The sequence below is a fragment of the Psychrobacter piscatorii genome, assembly GCF_904846415.1.
Lineage (GTDB): Bacteria > Pseudomonadota > Gammaproteobacteria > Pseudomonadales > Moraxellaceae > Psychrobacter > Psychrobacter piscatorii.
The window spans coordinates 49,026-66,942 of the sequence record NZ_CAJHAR010000010.1; the positions used below are offsets into that span (position 1 = coordinate 49,026).

The following is a 17,917-nucleotide window of genomic DNA, read 5'->3' on the forward strand; positions in this document are numbered from 1 at the left end:
GCGCTTATTAACAACAAACGTTTTTATATATGATTGCATAAGATATAAAACCAGTATTCTCGTTTTATGCAATCATAAATTTGATCCGTACTGTGCTGGACAGGATACGGCTATACAAAGGTAGACATAATGGAATCATTTGCTGAACTATTTGAAGCGAGCATCGAAGAAACAGGCCTAGATATCGAGCGTGGCTCGGTTATCAACGGTACTGTTGTGGCCATCGATAGCGATTGGATCACAGTAGATACTGGTCTGAAATCTGAAGGTATCGTCGCTCGTGAAGAGTTTTTAAGCGAAGAAGGCGAACTTGAAGTTGAAGTTGGCGATAGTGTTGATGTCGTAGTTGAAGCGGTTGATAACGGCATGGGTCAAACCTTGCTGTCACGTGAAAAAGCTAAGCGTGTTGAAACTTGGAACTTCCTTGAAAAAATCGCTGACAATGATGAGATCGTAAAAGGTATCATTTCAAGCAAAGTTAAAGGCGGTTTCACTGTAGATATCGGTTCAGTACGCGCGTTCTTACCAGGTTCATTGGTAGATGTACGTCCTATCCGTGATACGACTCATCTTGAAGGCAAAGAGCTAGAATTCAAAGTCATCAAACTTGATCAAAAGCGTAATAACGTTGTTGTTAGCCGCCGTGCAGTTATGGAAGCTGAAAACTCAGCTGAGCGCGAAGAGCTATTGAACAAGCTTGAAGAAGGCATCGAGATCGAAGGTATCGTTAAGAACCTTACTGATTACGGCGCGTTCGTTGATCTAGGTGGTATCGATGGTCTATTGCACATCACTGATATGGCATGGCGCCGTATCAAGCATCCATCTGAAGTTGTTGAAGTTGGTCAAGACCTAAAAGTTAAAGTATTGAAGTTTGACCGTGAGCGCAATCGCGTAAGCCTAGGTCTAAAACAACTTGGTACTGATCCTTGGGACAACGTTGGCGGTACTTACCCAGTGGGTAGTGTTGTTAAAGCTCGCGTAACTAACTTGACTGATTATGGTTGTTTCGCTGAGATTTCTGAAGGTATCGAAGGTCTAGTACACGTATCAGAAATGGATCACACCAACAAAAACATCCACCCATCTAAAGTAGTTCAAGTGGGCGATGAAGTTGAAGTAATGATTCTTGATATCGACGAAGAACGTCGTCGTATCAGCCTAGGTATCAAACAAACTCTAGCTAACCCATGGGATGAGTTTGATAAGAAACATGAGCGCGGTGATAAGATCACTGGTACGATCAAATCAATCACTGACTTCGGTATCTTTATCGGTCTAGACGGTGGTATTGATGGTCTGGTTCATCTTTCTGATATCTCTTGGAACGAAACTGGCGAAGATGCTATCCGTAACTACAACAAAGGCGACACTGTAGAAGCTATGGTATTGTCTGTAGATGCAGAAGCTAACCGTATCAGCCTAGGCGTTAAGCAGTTGAGCTCTGATCCATTCAACGAATACCTAGTCGGTAACGACCGTGGTGCTATCGTTAATGGTAAAGTAAAAGAAGTAGACGCTAAAGGCGCTACTATTGAGCTTGCTGACGAAGTTGAAGCCTATCTACGCGCTTCTGAGATTCAACGTGACCGCGTTGAAGATGCAACTAAGCATCTATCTGTTGGTGATGACGTTGAAGCAAAAATCATCAGCGTTGATCGTAAAACACGCAACATCAACTTGTCTATCAAAGCGAAAGACGAAGCTGAAGAGCGTCAAGCGATCAAAGATCTTGGCAGCACGAACACAACTGCCGCTGCAGGTTCTGATGCACAGCCAAAAACGATTGGTGATTTGATCAAAGAGCAAATGCAGTAAGTTGTAAGTTATTGATATAAAAGTAATATAAAGAAAGCGACTTCGGTCGCTTTTTTTTATGATTAAGTTTTGATATTTGTATTAATAGGTAAGGTTTTTGGCTAAATAAGGAAACTCTTATTCCTATTTTCCTCAATATCCGCTATCATTTGCAACATTGAGTAACGAGATGTGAGCGACAGTGTATTTAGAGTTGCGATATAACTTTTGTAAGTAGACTATTCTGATATAAGCTATTATTGATTTAGCTATTAGAGTTTCTATTGATAACACTGTTTTAACTTACTATCAGTTTATCCATCAATCAACAAGGCAAGCGTAATAATGCAGCAAGCGATTAACAAATCCGAATTTATCAGTAATTTGAGTGCGAATTGTGACAACATGGCAGATACCATCGTTGATGACGCCGTTCGCGAAATATTAAATTTGATGACCCATACTTTAGCTAATGATGGCCGAGTCGAGGTTCGTGGGTTTGGCAGTTTTTGTCTACATCATCGCCGCGCTCGTGTCGGACGCAATCCTAAAACGGGTGAGAGCGTACCAGTTCCTGCCAAAGCGATTCCACACTTTAAGCCAGGCAAAGCATTACGTGAAGCAGTCAATGATAAAGTAGCACATAGCTAATACTCATTAATGATTGACTGACCAAAAACTATCATTCCAACCTGAGGTAACTGTCTCATGCGCTTTTTATTATTCGTATTGCTGTTTTTGAGCTTTGCTTACTCGCTTGGTCTGGTATTGGCAAATAATACCGAGGTCGGGGTCAATTTACTGTTTTCGCAAGCACCTACAATGAATTTGGGGCTACTGCTCATTCTATGTCTAATACTCGGCATTATTATTGGTATTTTATTGTCATTGCTCATATTCCGTGTACTACAGAATAAGTGGGAAATCTCACGTTTGCAAAAGGCAAATACCAACTTGCAAGAGCAGCTGACTCAAGCTAATGTTGTCATTGACCGTCAAGCAACTGCGCCGACGGTAGAAGAAGCCGTTTATGGTGCGACTGCTACTAATGTGCAAGACACCACAGAATCTCACTTAAGTAAAGGTGGTACGCTGTCTAAGCGTAAGCGAGATTAATCTGCTAGGCGATGGCTATTGGCTACATTGTCGACCTCAAAAATAATGCTCTGATAATTATGATAGATGGCAAAACCATGAATAATGTGATTAATTCTCCCGTCGTTGTTGCTTTAGACAACATGACTCTGCAAGCATCGTTGGCATTAGCTGATCAATTAGATCCGACGTCATGTCGACTAAAAGTAGGTAAAGAGCTGTTTACGCGCTGTGGCCCTGACATCGTTAAGGCGCTACATCAGCGTAACTTTGAAGTATTCTTAGACTTAAAGTTTCATGACATTCCTAACACTACCGCTCAAGCGGTAGTAGCTGCTGCCGAGCTTGGTGTATGGATGGTGAATGTTCATGCTAGTGCAGGTCTAGAGGCTATGTCGTTGGCAAAACAGCGTTTAATAGATAGAGACCTTGATACATTACTCATCGCGGTGACTGTATTGACCTCTATGGACAGTGACGCATTGATGCAAACGGGTATCACTGATAGCTTAGACGCACAGGTGAGCCGATTGGCGCAATTGACCAAGCAAGCTGGGTTAGATGGGGTAGTATGTTCTGCTCAAGAAGCGAAAACGCTTAAAGCGTTATGTGGTCAAGATTTTAAATTGGTCACGCCAGGCATTCGACTAGCAGAAGACAATGCTGATGATCAAAAACGCATCTGTACGCCGAGCCAGGCATTGACAGACGGTTCTGATTATTTGGTCATTGGACGCTCCATTACTCAGGCTACAGACCCTGCGGCTAAATTGCAGACAATACTGCAAAGTATTTAAGTTTTGATATTAAAAAGTAAAAAGACAGCCTAAACCGCTGTCTTTTTACTTTTTGACGGTAGAGAAAAAGCTGATACACTACTTTAGCGCTTGCTCACGCTTACGACTCAAATTATTGATAATGATACTATTGGACGATATTGGATAATATGAAATTACAAATATTAAGTGACTTGCATATTGATAGTTATGCACGCCAGTCACACCCTATTGGGCATATTCCTAAAACTGATGCAGATATCGTGTTGGTAGCAGGGGATACTGCCAATAGTGATAGAGGTATGCCGTGGTTACAAGAGCAGGCAGCACGGTTACAAGTTCCTCTGATCACAATCTCAGGTAATCACGAATATTTTGACGAAGATGTGCTTAATTTTGACCAAAAGTTAGCGACTTGGGACAATTATGATGCTGCTTCTAACAAAGGGGTTTGTGTCTTACAGTGCCAGCATATTGATATTGGTGATACACGAATCTTAGGTTGCACACTGTGGACGGACTATCAGTATCATGCCAATGAAGATACCATGGCTGCTGCTAGGCATTTTATGCGTGATTATAAGCAGATATATGCAGGTAAGGAGATGTTCTCACCTGAAGTTTCCATGCAAATCCACTCAGAGCATCGTCAGTGGTTGCAGCAAGCACTAATCACTGCCAAAGCACTAGGCAAAAAAACGGTCGTCATGAGTCATCATAGTGTCAGTGCATTATCCGTGTCTGAAAAATATGCCAATTTACCAAGCAATGCTGCCTTTGTCAGTGATTTATCTGGTTGGATGCATGAGGACTGGGCACCAACGCTATGGGTGCATGGACACACGCACGAAGCATTCGATTATCGGATAGGCAATACGCGGGTGATCGTTAATCCAAGGGCTTACCCTAACGAGATTAGCAGTACTGCACTGGAGTTTGCGTGGGATAAAGTCGTTGATATTGGTTAGCCAAGATTTTGCGCATGTAAGTAATAGTGATGGCTGTCTGTTACAGCTTGCCATTCTCAAAAGTTAGATACCCATTTCACATATAACAGGATATTTACAAGATATATTGCAACTGGATTTGTATGTTGTTCATTCCTGTCAAAAAATCTGCTACGCTTGCTACCATGAGTAAATATCTTAATAGCACCTTATCAAAAGTCTCTGCTGACAAGCTTGCGAGTCACACACCAAGTGCGCCTGCGCCTTCACATCTGCCAGATAGTATGATCCCTTCGGTCAGACTATTACCTGAGAATGAGCGGCTGATTTTATTTACCAGACACTCTTTGCGTGAGCGTTCTGACGGCAATGGTTTTGCCAGTTATCAGTTGCCGTTAACGCCTAAAGGCCGTGTATTAGCAAAGTCTTGGGGTCGTTGGTTAGCAGGTCATCTTCCATACTCACTTGATGTTGATAGCATCTCAAGCCCGATTAAACGCTGTATTGATACGGCGCAGCTCATGCAGGAAGGAGCAGGTCTAAAGCGTGATATTACGCATCAGTCACTACTGGTTGAGCCTGGCAGCCTCGTTACTGAACCTGAAATAGCCAACCCAATATTCAAAGAGATTGGTGTACTGAATTTTATCAATCGCTTTTTACAAGGCAATCTTGAAGGTACCAAAAATGCTTATCAAGGTGGCCTTGATATTCTTTCGCTCTTTTATCAAAACCAGCCGCAGCATGGACATCTTATGCTGGCTGTCAGCCATGATACATTACTGTCTGCATTCTTAGCCGTGATGTTCGATGTGGAAGAGATCGATTGGAATGATTGGCCAAAAATGATGGAAGGGGTGTTTTTGTGGTTTGATGATAAACCTTTTGATCAGGCAAATGCGCATTTTATCTGGCGTGGCCAAGTATATACGCGTCCGATTAGTTCATTGTTGAATGGGTATCGTGCAGCAGGGTATCACCCAAGTAAACTGCTATTACCACCAGAGGTGCAATGGACATAAAATTTCATCAAAAAATGGCAATGATGATTCACTAGATATATATCGAGCAGGCATAAAAAAACCTTGCTCCAGTATTAGAACCAGTAGCAAGGTTTTAGTCATGACGCTATAAAAGCGTAATGCGGTCTAGACAATACAATTCTTAAGCTTGTAGGCCTTTGATTGTTTTGTTTAGGCGGCTCTTACGACGAGCAGCTTTATTCTTATGAATAATACCTTTGTCAGCCATACGATCAATAACTGGTACCGCTTTTTTGTAAGCTTCGGTAGCCGCGTCATAATCTTTAGCTTCGATAGCCGCATCAACACGTTTTAAGTAAGTACGAACCATAGAGCGTTGTGACGCAGAGTTCTGACGACGTTTGGTGTTTTGACGGGCGCGTTTACGAGCTTGTGCAGTATTAGCCACGCGTATCTCCTTGATAAAGACAGATAAAAATATGAATGTTGATTGCAATAATGGGTTTAACAATCATCGGTGACGAGCAGCCTCTCGCCAAACATGATGTCGATGTCTAATATTAAAGTATCTAATATGAATAGATCATCGCAAGCGCCAGAACTGTTTGGAATAATTAAACAGCGTTGACGTGTAAAGCCGGTTATCTTAGCAAATTATTGCGCTAAGGACAATATATTTGATGATTAATGCGCAAAGAAGTGCTGTAAACTCATGAATTTTGGCCTATTTAGGTATCTAAATCAATAGCAGACATCAATAGGCGCAACTGATTGATAAAATCTCTTACAATATATCCTACATAATAGCGTCAGTTATTCATGAATTTAGGTATGATATCCTAATGATAGGCCTTGATATAGGTCACTTTTCATCAATATAGAACCTCTAACGTTATATAAGTGGATAGGGTATGCAGCGAAAAGCAATTGTGATTGGCGCAACAGGATTGGTAGGGCAGCATTTGGTAAAACAGCTGAGTGAGCTCTATGATACATTGATTGTGATCGCTCGGCGCCCGCCACGCTATATTAATGCCAGCATGCGTTTTTATCAGGTTAATGACTTTGATAATCTCTCAGAAGTGTTTGCGAGTGTTGGTGCGGATCGAACGACAGATGCCTTTAGTTGTCTTGGCACCACTAAAAAACAAGCTGGCAGTGATGAGGCTTTTCGAAAGATAGACCATGATTACAATTTTAACTTTGCTAAGCTATGCCGTGATAAAGGGGTAGAAAACTTTTTTCTACTTTCATCCATGAATGCCGATATTGACAGCCGCTTTTTGTACAATCGAGTCAAGGCAGAGACTGAGCAATCTATTATGGCACTAGGCTTTGGCCAACTGGTAATATTTCGACCGTCGTTATTATTAGGCAAGCATAAAGGGCGTCCGCTTGAGAGCATTGGTCAAAAAGCATTTAAGCTTATTTCGCCTTTAGTCTCAGAGTCACTCTCATTACATCCTATCTCGGCTAAGCGCGTCGCTAGTGCTATGGCGATGAGTGCGCATGATATTTATCATCGTCGTAAATACCGTACAGAACCTCAGATTGAACATACAGAGATCATTGAAAATAAGAAGATGCTTGCGATGACTCGCGTGAAAAAATAAAGCATTATTTTTGAGTCAAGACTACAGCTAAGTATGAACAAGTATTACACGATCAAGCAGCTTAATCATTCATAATAAGGAGTAAAAACGATGGAGATGAATAAAGATAACTTTGTCACATGTGATTTACTGGACGCCAATCCTAAGTTGCAAGTATGTCTACCAAATATTGAAGGTAAGTCATTTCGTCGTTTTGGTGCAAAAGATAAATTCTGCGGTGAAATCGTGACGGTGAAGTGTTTTGAAGACAATAGCCGCGTCAAATCACTATTGAATAGTGATGGTAAAGACAAAGCCGGTAATGGTAAAGTGTTGGTCGTCGATGGCGGTGGCTCTATGCGCTGTGCATTGCTAGGCGATATGATTGCACAATCAGCTATCGATAATGGCTGGGCTGGGGTCATCGTATATGGCTGTGTACGCGATGTCGACGACATGGCAGCGATGGATATTGGTGTCATGGCACTTGGTTGTATTCCGCGCAAGTCTACTCGCCGCGATGAAGGTCAAACGGATATTGAAATCAGCTTTGGTGATTTAACGTTGAACTCGGGAATGTTTGTCTATGCTGACAACAATGGCATTATCGCTAGTGATAAGCCGTTAATTTAAACTTGGTTTAACCAGTGTGAATGAGGACCTCAGCTGATAAGTTGGGGTTTTTTTATGTAATGATAGTTAAAGCTTAATAATCGTTATCAATCCTCGATCATGAATGAGTAAACTTTTACGTGACAAACCGTTACGGCATAAGTTTTGGTAATTGCTCAAATATTCGTATAATAGCTTTCTGACTCCTTAACTTTGATCCTATTCTTTATGCCTATCACTGCTTTGACTGACGCGTTTGATCCCATTAACCAGCAGTTGTTCCCTATACAAAATGCCGAGCGGCGTTGGCTAGCACCTGTCCATGGTGCGGTCAGTAGCTTGTGGTTGGCAAGCTTGGTTCAAACGCCTATGTGGAATGTTGCCAAGCGCCTAAAGGTCGTGGTGGCACGTGACCAAAACCAACTCAATCAGATAGAGACCGAGCTTGCATTTTGCGGCGTCGATGCTTACGTATTCCCTGACTGGGAGACACTAACGTATGATGAGCTGTCTCCGCACCAAGACATCGTTAGTGAACGTATCAATTTGCTGACAGATATGCCAAAAACGGGTGTGCTACTCATCTCAGTACAGGCTCTGATGCATCGTGTTGCGCCGCCAAGTTGGCTGATTGGGCAGCATTTTGATCTAAGCGTCGGTGATCGTTTTGATATCAATACGCAACGTGGGCTTTTGGCAAAGGCGGGTTATAGAGCGGTTGAAAATGTCTTTGAACCCGGTGAGTTTGCGGTACGTGGCAGCATTATCGATATCTTTGCTATGGGTCAGCCTTTTCCGCTGCGTCTAGATTTATTTGATGACGAAATTGAGACGATTCGCTTTTTTCATCCGCAAACCCAGCGCACATTGACCGCTGATGATCTCAAGGCGATGTTGACAGGCAATGATACCAGCATGGGCAAAGAGTCACTGTCGCTGCTGCACAAATTGCCAGACATCTCTAAACCGATCGAGCAGTTCCAAATATTACCAGCAAAAGAGTTTCCGCTGGATGAAGGGCGAGAGACATTTCGCACGAATTTTGCGGCGATGTTCCCTAATGCCAGTAGCCGCAAGTCTGAGCTGCATAAAGATGTGATGGCAGGTATCGCGAGTAGCGGACTGGAGTATTATCAGCCGCTATTTTTTGACTTAAAAGATTGGCAAGAAGAAAGTACATTGTTTTCTTATTTGCCAAGCGATGCGTTGTTTATCACAGATGAACTGATTAACGAAAAACAGGCGGACTATTGGTCGCAAATCCAGCGCCGCTATGAAGAACGTCGACATGATATTGACAAGCCTATCGTTGACCCTACGCTGTTATATCTATTGTCTAATGCGCTCAATGAGCAGCTAAATCACTATCCGCGAGTGATATTAAGTGCACGTGATGAGCTGGCTACGATGAATGATGTAGCAGCGCCAGAAGGTAGTGACTCCTCTCAGCCGCAACTGCCATTAAAGCCTACTAAGCAGCAAGGCTTGGTGACATTAAGCGCCGAAGAACCGCCACAACTGGCAGTAAACCATCAAAAGTCTGAGCCATTAACTGAATTGCTCGACTTTTTAAACGTTCAAAAACAAACAGCAACACCAGTACTAATTGTTGCAGAAACCGCTGGCCGTCGCGAGATTCTCATTGAACTCTTCAAAGGCAAGATTGATATCAAAGCATATGATAGCTTTGAAGCATTTTTAGCAGCAGATAAGACGAGCGCTATGAATAACGCTCGACTACCACATGTCGGTCTGACTGTGGCACCGATTGAGCGCGGTGTATACGTGCCTGAGCGCTTAGTATTAATTAGTGAAACGCAGCTGTTTGGTCGTCAAGTCTTACAGACACGTCGTCGTCGCCAAAGCGGTGTATCAGAGGAGTTCTTGGTTAAGAGCGTCACTGAGATAACAGATGGCAGTCCAGTCGTTCATATCGAGCATGGTATCGGTCGTTATAATGGCCTGATTACCTTAGATGTGGGTGATGGTGAGCAAGAGTTTATTCATTTAAAGTATGACGATGACGCTAGTATCTATGTGCCAGTGGCTAATCTGCAAATGATTAGTCGTTATAGTGGCGGCGATCCAGCGTTGGCCCCGTTACATAAGATTGGTAGTGGCAAATGGGATAGGGCCAAGCAAAAAGCGTTAGAGCAAATTCATGACGTCGCTGCTGAATTGCTCAATATGCAGGCAAGACGTGAGGCAAAAGTTGGTATTCACTTTAAAATAGATCCGTCACAATATGAGCTGTTTGCCAGTCAGTTTGCGTTTGAAGAAACCGCTGACCAAGCCAATGCTATCCATGCGGTTATGGAAGATATGAGACAAAACCAACCGATGGATCGTCTCATTTGCGGTGATGTTGGCTTTGGTAAAACAGAAGTGGCGATGCGAGCAGCCTTTATTGCCGTTAGTGCTGGCTATCAGGTGGCTGTGTTGGTGCCTACTACCTTGCTCGCTGGGCAACACGAAGACAACTTCCGTGATCGTTTTGCCGATTGGCCAGTTCGTATTGAAAGCCTGTCACGTTTTGGCGGCAAAAAACACCAAGAGATGGTTTTAGCTGACTTGGCTGATGGTAAAGTAGATATCGTGATTGGTACCCATAAACTATTGCAGCCTGACGTGAAGTTTGCCAACCTTGGGCTAATGATCGTCGATGAGGAGCACCGCTTTGGAGTACGTCACAAAGAGCGTATCAAGGCTATTCAGACAGATGTAGACAGTATGTCTATGACCGCGACGCCTATACCTAGGACGCTCAATATGGCGCTCTCAGGTATGCGTGACATGTCTATTATTGCCACACCGCCAGCACGTCGTCTTGCCATCAAGACCTTTGTGATGCAAAAGACAGAAGCGCTGATGAAAGAGGCTATCTTGCGTGAGTTATTACGCGGTGGGCAAGTCTATCTCTTGCATAATGATGTGGCTAGTATTGAGCGTATGGCAGAGACTATTCGTGACCTCGTACCAGAAGCGCGAGTAGGGGTCGCCCATGGGCAGATGCAAGAGCGTCAGCTTGAGCAAATCATGCAGCAGTTTTATCATAAAAAATTCAACGTGCTGGTGTGCTCTACTATTATTGAGACAGGTATTGACGTACCGAATGCCAATACCATTATCATTGAGCGTGCGGATAAGTTTGGTCTGGCGCAACTACATCAGCTACGAGGCCGCGTAGGACGTAGTCACCATCAGGCTTATTGCTATCTGTTGGTGCCTTCTATTAAAGGTCTCAAAGGCGATGCCAAGCGTCGCCTCCATGCGATTGAACGCGCCAATACACTCGGCGCAGGTTTTATGCTGGCGAGTGAAGATCTAGAGATTCGCGGTGCGGGTGAGATATTGGGTAAGCAGCAAAGTGGTAATATGCAGGCGATTGGTTTTAGCTTATACATGGATATGCTGGAGCGTGCGACTAAGGCGATCAAGGCCGGTAAAGAGCCTGACTTGAATACGCCATTATCGCTGACCAGTGAGATTAACTTGCATAGCTCAGCTCTTATTCCAGAAGACTATCTACATGATGTGCATCAGCGTCTACTGTTTTATAAACGTATTAGCAATACAGATGATAAAGAAGCATTGACGGATATCCGGACGGAGATGATAGATCGTTTTGGTGCATTGCCAGACCAGACCAAGCAGCTATTTGCCATTCATGGACTACGCTTGCAAGCAGAACCGCTGAAGATCAACAAAATCGATGCCAATAGCAGTAGTATGACGCTGGAGTTTGCACCAGATACCCCCGTCGATGCCTTAGCGATCATTAAACTGATTCAGTCAGATGGACAGCATTATCGTATGAATGGGGCATCTGGTATTCGTTATCAACATAGCGATAAGTTGGCAACGCCGCAGCAACGAGTGACCGTCATTCAGGAATTACTGTGTTATTTTAGCAAACATATGGTGGCGGAGGCGGCCTAGATTTGATGAGTAAAAGCTCACATTTAGGTAAACCCATAAAGGCAATAGTGTATGATGCTATTTTATCGCAGGGATAACTGATAAAATAACCGGATTGTTTTTTCTTCGATATTTTTTACGTACTTTTATTTGCATTAAACAACAAGAGAACCGTCATTATGTTCCAACTTCATCATAAACTTGCTGCTGATAGTTTCTTAGTGGGTGATTTTCCATTATCTACTTGTCGTTTGATCAATGACTGTCAATTTCCTTGGTTGATATTAGTGCCGCGCGTATCGGGTATCAAAGAGCTTTACGAGTTGTCCGAGGCAGACCAAACGCAGTTCTTGCGTGAGTCGAGCTGGTTATCAAGTCAACTCGCCAAAACTTTTCAAGCAGATAAAATGAACGTAGCCGCGCTTGGTAACCAAGTCCCGCAGCTTCATTTTCATCATATTGTTCGTTATCAAAACGATATGCAATGGCCAAATCCAGTATGGGGTGTGCCTGCGGTGCCTTATACCAAAGAAGTCTTGGCACAAATGCAGCAGACGTTAATGATGGCGCTACGTGGTCATCATCAAATGCCTTTTGATTGGCAGATGTAATCCGTTTTTAACTTTGAATTTTGTTACCTTATCTATAAAGCATTATTTATGAAGCATTTCTCATAAACTATTGCGACAGAAAAAAGCCAGATACTCGTCATATCTGGCTTTTTTCTATAATATGTCCCGTCCTGAAATAAGTTTACGAAAAAGGAGCTTATTCATGGACAAGTTAGAGACAACAAGGGCTAAGCGTACGCAAAAAGATTACACGCTAGGCTTTAAATTGGCCGTCGTTGACAGTGTAGAAAAAGGCGACATGACCTACAAACAAGCGCAAGCGATTTATGGCATACAAGGACGCAGTACCGTATTGGTATGGCTGCGACGTCATGGTAAATTAGACTGGACCCACCTACCTAAGAGTCAGACTATGCCATCTAAAGAAACCCCAGCGCAAACCATCAAACGTCTAGAACGTGAACTGGCTGATGCCAAAGCGCATAACCTTATTTTAAGCAAAGTCGTCGAAGTATTTGAAAACGACTATGGAGCACATGCTAGAAAAAAGTCTGCTACGGCATCCTCTGGCAGCTCAAAACAGACAAACAAATAAGTTTAGCCCAAGGATGCCGGTTACTTAGTGTTAGCCCGCAAGCGGTGTATCAACACCGTATCCGGCAGCATAACAAAGCAAGCAGGTTTGCCGTCATCAAGGACTGGGTACAAGCGTATCGAATGCTAATGACTCGCATAGGAGGTCGGAAGTTATATTGGCTCATTAAGCCTAAGCTGACAGCGCATGGTATCAAGATTGGCCGTGATGGGTTCTTTGATTATCTAAGAGCACACAGACTACTGGTTAAGCCCAAACGTAGCTATACCAAGACTACCTTTAGCAAACATTGGATGAAAAAGCATCCCAATCTAACGAAGGATGCACCAGCACCTATTAAACCTGAGCAGACGTTGGTCGCTGATATCACTTATGTTACCTCCAAGCAAGGGGTGCATTATCTATCGTTAGTGACAGATGCGTATTCAAGACAGATTATGGGCTATCATTTAAGTGATCATATGCCAGCGACTGAGGTGGTGAAGGCGCTCAAGATGGCAGCTCACAGGCGGCGTTATACGCATAAAGCGATTCATCACTCTGATAGAGGTCTTCAATACTGTGCCTTAGAGTATCAAGAGGTGCTTAGAGTAAATAACATCACACCGTCTATGACTGATGGCTATGATTGTTATCAGAATGCTTTGGCTGAGCGGGTTAATGGTATTTTAAAGAATGAGTTCTTGTTGTATGAGTGCAATACGATGGGTGAGCTTAAACAGCTTATCGATGAGTCTGTTTATGTCTATAATAATATCAGACCTCATTTAAGTTTGAATATGAGAACACCTGCCCAGGTTCATGACCGTTATTCATGTCCTGCTTAATGTAAAAAGCCAGATACTCAGGGTATCTGGCTCATTAAAAAATCATCAATCTATTTTAGGACGGGACAATAATCAAACATTGTCAGTTATTTATCCAAAAAATTTGTTATCTGGATAAATGATAGATGGTGTTTTTTTAGCTACCACTGACCTAGGTTTCATCTAATTTAAAAAGTATAATATATTTTTGTAATAACTTATCGTTCAGATAAATGATGTATGTATGATATTCTTATATATCTTTATCTCTCTGATAGCCTATCTTACTTAAGTGAAATCTAATATGCCTTTTACAGAGACATTAAAGCCAAAGCTGTCGTCAAAAGGTAGTGGAATCTGTCAATTCGACTATCCAGAAGTTTTCGTTTTAATACTCACTGTCATATTACTCGCCCTGCATTACAATTTTCGTCCTACTTCAATGGCATTATTGGTTGTCATTCTCCTACCTAGCCTGATGATTCTGATTTATAACTACCGACGCCAAACCAGTCTTTGGACGTCTAATATAGTCGTTATTTTATTTGCGGTCGTCATTGGGTCAATACAGTTTTGTACGGTGATATCGCTCAGTCTGGTAGCCTTAATCGGCGTACGTATGATCGTCAGTGGTGTCGATAACGCTCTAAGATTATTTACTGTGGCATTGGTGACATCTATTGTCTTTTATTATGTCAGTACAATACTAGACAACGAAGGCTTGAACTGTGATGAAGGCTGGGTACCGCCCACCGTATTGTTAGCAAGCATGATAGTTATTTTGTATCAGTTTCGCAGTACGTATCAAGAGTATATCGGTTATAAAGAAAGTGCCTCTAAAGCAGGAGGACGTTTGAGTACCATGGTGTCGGTCATCAATAAGTTGACTCGCTTTGTACCACCGCAAATTTGGGAACCAATTGTTAGATCTGATAGCCCTGTTAGTGTGTCGAATAAACGTGCCAAGTTGACCATTATGTTTTCAGATATTGTAGGCTTTACCGATCTATCTGATAGTCTGAGCGCTGATAACTTGGCTGATATTTTGAACACTTATATGCATTGCATGACGTTGATTGCTGACAGACATGGTGCTGTACTTGATAAATTTATTGGTGATGGCATGGTGTGCTTTTTCGGTGAGCCCGCCAGTAATGGCCCACGTCAAGATGCTCTTGACTGTGTGGCAATGGCGATAGATATGCGCCGAGAGATGCGTACATTACGTCAAAAATGGCGACTGATGGGATTTGAGGGATTGTATATACGTATTGGTATCACAACTGGTTATTGCCACGTGGGTAATTTTGGTAGCAATAATCGTCTTAGTTATACACTGATTGGTAAAGAGGCTAATCTGGCCTCAAGACTCGAATCGAATGCTGGCAAAGATGAGATATTGGTCAGTGAAAGCACTTATGATTATGTTTGCCATAACTATGAGTGCCAACATGTTGGAGCGCTTCAGCTAAAAGGCTTTGATGACAAGGTAAATGCATGGCAAGTACTTGATCCTGATGCTAATAAAGGTCATTTGTCTAAATGGGTAGATCACACCTTGCCAGGGTTTAACTTGCATCTAAATTTTAAAGATATGAAAGACAATGACTATCAAGATATTAGGAGTCGGTTAAACTTTGCGCTTGAGCGTATTGAACAAGAAGAAGAAAAGTTGGCACAGAGCATCGCTGAAGAAAGCAAACGTCATATTGCTAATAAAAAATCATGATTTGGGAAATAATATCGTGAAATATTGAGTATAAAAAAAGCCAGCTATTATATTTTAATAGCTGGCTTTTTTATAACTTATAAATAGTTTGTACTAATCATATTAATGATTTTCTTTCGCATGATTCAATGTGTATTTTGGCACTTCGATGATTAGATCTTCATCATCAAGCATGACCTGACAAGACAGACGTGAGTCAGGCTCTAAACCCCAAGCACGATCAAGTAGATCAGCTTCTACATCATCCATCTCATCTAGACTATTGAACCCTTTGCGTACGACAACGTGACAAGTAGTGCAAGCTTTTGACATCTCACAGGCATGCTCAATTTTGATGCCTTTTTCTAATAACGCTTTACACAAGTTCTGACCAGCTTGTAGCTCAACTTCTGCGCCCTCTGGGCAGATTTCGTGATGGGGTAGTACGGTAACTTTTGGCATAAATTATTTGTCCAATGCTAATCAATCTAAAAAATAAGAGAAAGTAGCTTAGTATCATAACTAAGCTATCATTTTGAGTATGGATTTTACCAATCTTGTGCGCTGGTACCTGCCATGCTGGTTTTAACGCTTTGATTCATAATGCGAGCAGCAAAGGCATCACTATGCGGCTTAAGCTGTGCTTGCTGTGCTTCGATAAGTGCCAAGTCATTGGTGCCAAGAGCAGAACGCAGTGCTTGTATGTGCTCCGCTAAAGCGTGCTGCTCATCAGAAGAAAGCAGTGCTGCAAACTCATTGAGTGCAGACTCCAAAGCCAATACTTCACGTTCCGCTTCTACTTTGGTCTCAATTAAAGAACGCGCATTTTTGTCTTCTTCTGCGTGTTTGAATCCTGCAACAAGTAACTGTTCTTTTTGTTCATCTGACAGACCATAAGAAGGCACAATCTCAATTTTACTTTCTGTTTTGGTCGTGGTCTCTTGCGCACTAACAGTCAGCTGACCATTGGCATCGATGCTAAAGGTGACCTCGATACGAGCAAACCCAGCTTTCATTGGCGGAATACCGTAAAGCTCAAAACGGCCAAGGGAGCGACAGTTTTCTACTGTTTCGCGCTCACCTTGTACCACATGAATCACCATACCTGTTTGACCATCTTGATAGGTAGTAAATACTTGGCGTTTTTTGACAGGAATGGGCGTATTACGTGGAATCAGCACTTCGACCAGACCACCCATGGTCTCAAGACCTAATGATAATGGCGTCACGTCCAATAACAACAAATTGTTGTCACTATCACCATTCACCAGTTGGTGAGCAGTTTGGGCAGCGCCTAAAGCAACGACCTCATCTGGATTCAGACGGCAAAGTGGCTGCTTGGCAAAAAATTCAGTCACGACTTGCTGTATGGCAGGCATACGCGTTGAGCCACCGACTAAGATAACCTCGTCTAACTCTTTAGCCGTTAGCTTAGCATCGCGTAGGACTTGTTCACATACGCTCAGCGTGCGACGACTAACAGGTTCTACGATAGCGAGTATGTCTTCACGGCTTAATACGCCTTGATAAGACTGACCATTGACAGTAACACTGATATTCACTTGCTCAGCGTCAGTCAATGCCTGTTTATAAGCCTTAGCTTGCTGAGCTAGTACTGATTTGTCATGCAGGCTTACGTCTTTTGGATCGATATTTAACTGTTTGATGATCCAGTTGGTAATCAGACGATCAATATCATCGCCGCCCAGTGCGCTATTACCGCCAGTTGCTAATACTTCAAAGACACCGTCATTCAGCTTTAAGATAGATACATCAAAAGTACCGCCGCCCAAATCATAAATGAGGTAGTAGCTTTCTCTATTATTGTCTTCTGATGATTGATCGAGTCCGTAAGCAACGGCAGCAGCTGTAGGCTCATTTAACAAGCGTAGCACATTGATACCAGCCGCTTGTGCAGCATCTTTAGTGGCTTGGCGCTGTGCCTCATCAAAATAAGCTGGCACGGTAATCACGGCACCCTCAATGCTGTCTGCAGGTAATGCGCTCGCTGCACGTTGCTCAAGCGCGGCTAATATACGCGCTGATACTTCGACAGGTGACACTTCACCTTGAGCCGTGACAAATGCTGGCATATCATCTGTACTACCAGACAACTCATAAGGATGCGAGAATTTAATATCTGCTTGGCTACGGCCCATAAAACGCTTAGCCGAGACGATCGTATTTTTTGGATCATCTGCTAAATGCGCTAGGGCATCATAGCCGACCGATGGATTACCTGTCGCTGGATAATAAACCACAGAAGGCAACAACGTATCTGACGCTGCGCCTGCTTCTAAGACTTGCGCCTTGCCTGAACGTACTACAGCGACCAGTGAGCGTGTCGTACCAAGGTCAATACCTAGGCCAAAACGATGTTGATGAGGTTGAGCGCTTTGATTGGGTTCGGCAATTTGCATTAAAGACATAAGAATAACTCAGAGATAAAATGAATAAGTGTAATGAGGCAAATATGGCATGTTCAGTATGACTGCTTAACCGCTATCTCTTTATTC

15 protein-coding genes are annotated in these 17,917 nt (G+C 42.8%); 12 read left to right on the top strand and 3 right to left on the bottom strand.

What is annotated here, in order from left to right; genetic code table 11:
* Positions 1-129: 129 nt before the first annotated feature.
* The 6 genes from rpsA to JMX83_RS06400 all read left to right on the top strand — a co-directional run bounded on the left by rpsA (position 130) and on the right by JMX83_RS06400 (position 5,637).
* On the top strand, positions 130-1,818 hold the full coding sequence (gene rpsA, locus JMX83_RS06375) for a 30S ribosomal protein S1 (RefSeq protein WP_201599784.1): 1,689 nt from the start codon (positions 130-132) through the stop codon (positions 1,816-1,818).
* A gap of 324 nt (positions 1,819-2,142) precedes the next feature.
* On the top strand, positions 2,143-2,448 hold the full coding sequence (locus JMX83_RS06380) for an integration host factor subunit beta (protein WP_058024195.1): 306 nt from the start codon (positions 2,143-2,145) through the stop codon (positions 2,446-2,448).
* A gap of 57 nt (positions 2,449-2,505) precedes the next feature.
* Entirely contained in the window at positions 2,506-2,913 is a 408-nt protein-coding gene (locus JMX83_RS06385) for a lipopolysaccharide assembly protein LapA domain-containing protein (protein ID WP_201599785.1), read from the top strand.
* Positions 2,914-2,990: 77 nt separating this feature from the next.
* A complete protein-coding gene (pyrF, locus tag JMX83_RS06390) occupies positions 2,991-3,689 on the top strand; it encodes an orotidine-5'-phosphate decarboxylase (protein WP_201599787.1) in 699 nt (232 codons plus the stop codon).
* 149 nt (positions 3,690-3,838) lie between these two features.
* Complete coding sequence (locus JMX83_RS06395) at positions 3,839-4,636, top strand: metallophosphoesterase (protein WP_201599789.1); 798 nt, start codon at positions 3,839-3,841, stop codon at positions 4,634-4,636.
* Between the two features lie 164 nt (positions 4,637-4,800).
* Positions 4,801-5,637 (top strand): histidine phosphatase family protein, encoded by an 837-nt coding sequence (locus JMX83_RS06400; protein ID WP_201599872.1) that lies wholly within the window; start codon positions 4,801-4,803, stop codon positions 5,635-5,637.
* Positions 5,638-5,779: 142 nt separating this feature from the next.
* Here the strand turns inward: JMX83_RS06400 and rpsT are convergent, their stop codons facing one another.
* Positions 5,780-6,046, bottom strand: a complete 267-nt coding sequence (gene rpsT / locus JMX83_RS06405; protein WP_058024191.1) for a 30S ribosomal protein S20 — start codon at positions 6,044-6,046, stop codon at positions 5,780-5,782.
* A gap of 463 nt (positions 6,047-6,509) precedes the next feature.
* Here rpsT and JMX83_RS06410 point away from each other — a divergent pair, with 463 nt between their 5' ends.
* From JMX83_RS06410 to JMX83_RS06435, 6 genes are all read left to right on the top strand, one after another.
* Positions 6,510-7,211, top strand: a complete 702-nt coding sequence (locus JMX83_RS06410; protein WP_201599790.1) for an NAD-dependent epimerase/dehydratase family protein — start codon at positions 6,510-6,512, stop codon at positions 7,209-7,211.
* A 96-nt stretch (positions 7,212-7,307) separates the two neighbouring features.
* On the top strand, positions 7,308-7,823 hold the full coding sequence (gene rraA / locus JMX83_RS06415) for a ribonuclease E activity regulator RraA (protein ID WP_201599875.1): 516 nt from the start codon (positions 7,308-7,310) through the stop codon (positions 7,821-7,823).
* Positions 7,824-8,030: 207 nt separating this feature from the next.
* Entirely contained in the window at positions 8,031-11,741 is a 3,711-nt protein-coding gene (gene mfd, locus JMX83_RS06420) for a transcription-repair coupling factor (RefSeq protein ID WP_201599791.1), read from the top strand.
* A gap of 158 nt (positions 11,742-11,899) precedes the next feature.
* Complete coding sequence (locus JMX83_RS06425) at positions 11,900-12,331, top strand: HIT domain-containing protein (protein WP_057759208.1); 432 nt, start codon at positions 11,900-11,902, stop codon at positions 12,329-12,331.
* A 163-nt stretch (positions 12,332-12,494) separates the two neighbouring features.
* Positions 12,495-13,714 (top strand): IS3 family transposase gene (locus JMX83_RS06430; protein WP_227675763.1). Its coding sequence is split into 2 segments (ribosomal slippage): positions 12,495-12,834 and positions 12,834-13,714, totalling 1,221 coding nucleotides; the frame shifts between segments, so codons are not numbered across the junction.
* A 283-nt stretch (positions 13,715-13,997) separates the two neighbouring features.
* On the top strand, positions 13,998-15,422 hold the full coding sequence (locus JMX83_RS06435; protein WP_201599793.1) for an adenylate/guanylate cyclase domain-containing protein: 1,425 nt from the start codon (positions 13,998-14,000) through the stop codon (positions 15,420-15,422).
* A 102-nt stretch (positions 15,423-15,524) separates the two neighbouring features.
* Here the strand turns inward: JMX83_RS06435 and fdx are convergent, their stop codons facing one another.
* A complete protein-coding gene (gene fdx, locus JMX83_RS06440) occupies positions 15,525-15,863 on the bottom strand; it encodes an ISC system 2Fe-2S type ferredoxin (protein ID WP_201599794.1) in 339 nt (112 codons plus the stop codon).
* 86 nt (positions 15,864-15,949) lie between these two features.
* Positions 15,950-17,830: a Fe-S protein assembly chaperone HscA gene (gene hscA / locus JMX83_RS06445; protein ID WP_201599795.1), complete on the bottom strand. Its 1,881-nt coding sequence runs from the start codon at positions 17,828-17,830 to the stop codon at positions 15,950-15,952.
* Positions 17,831-17,917: the final 87 nt, after the last annotated feature.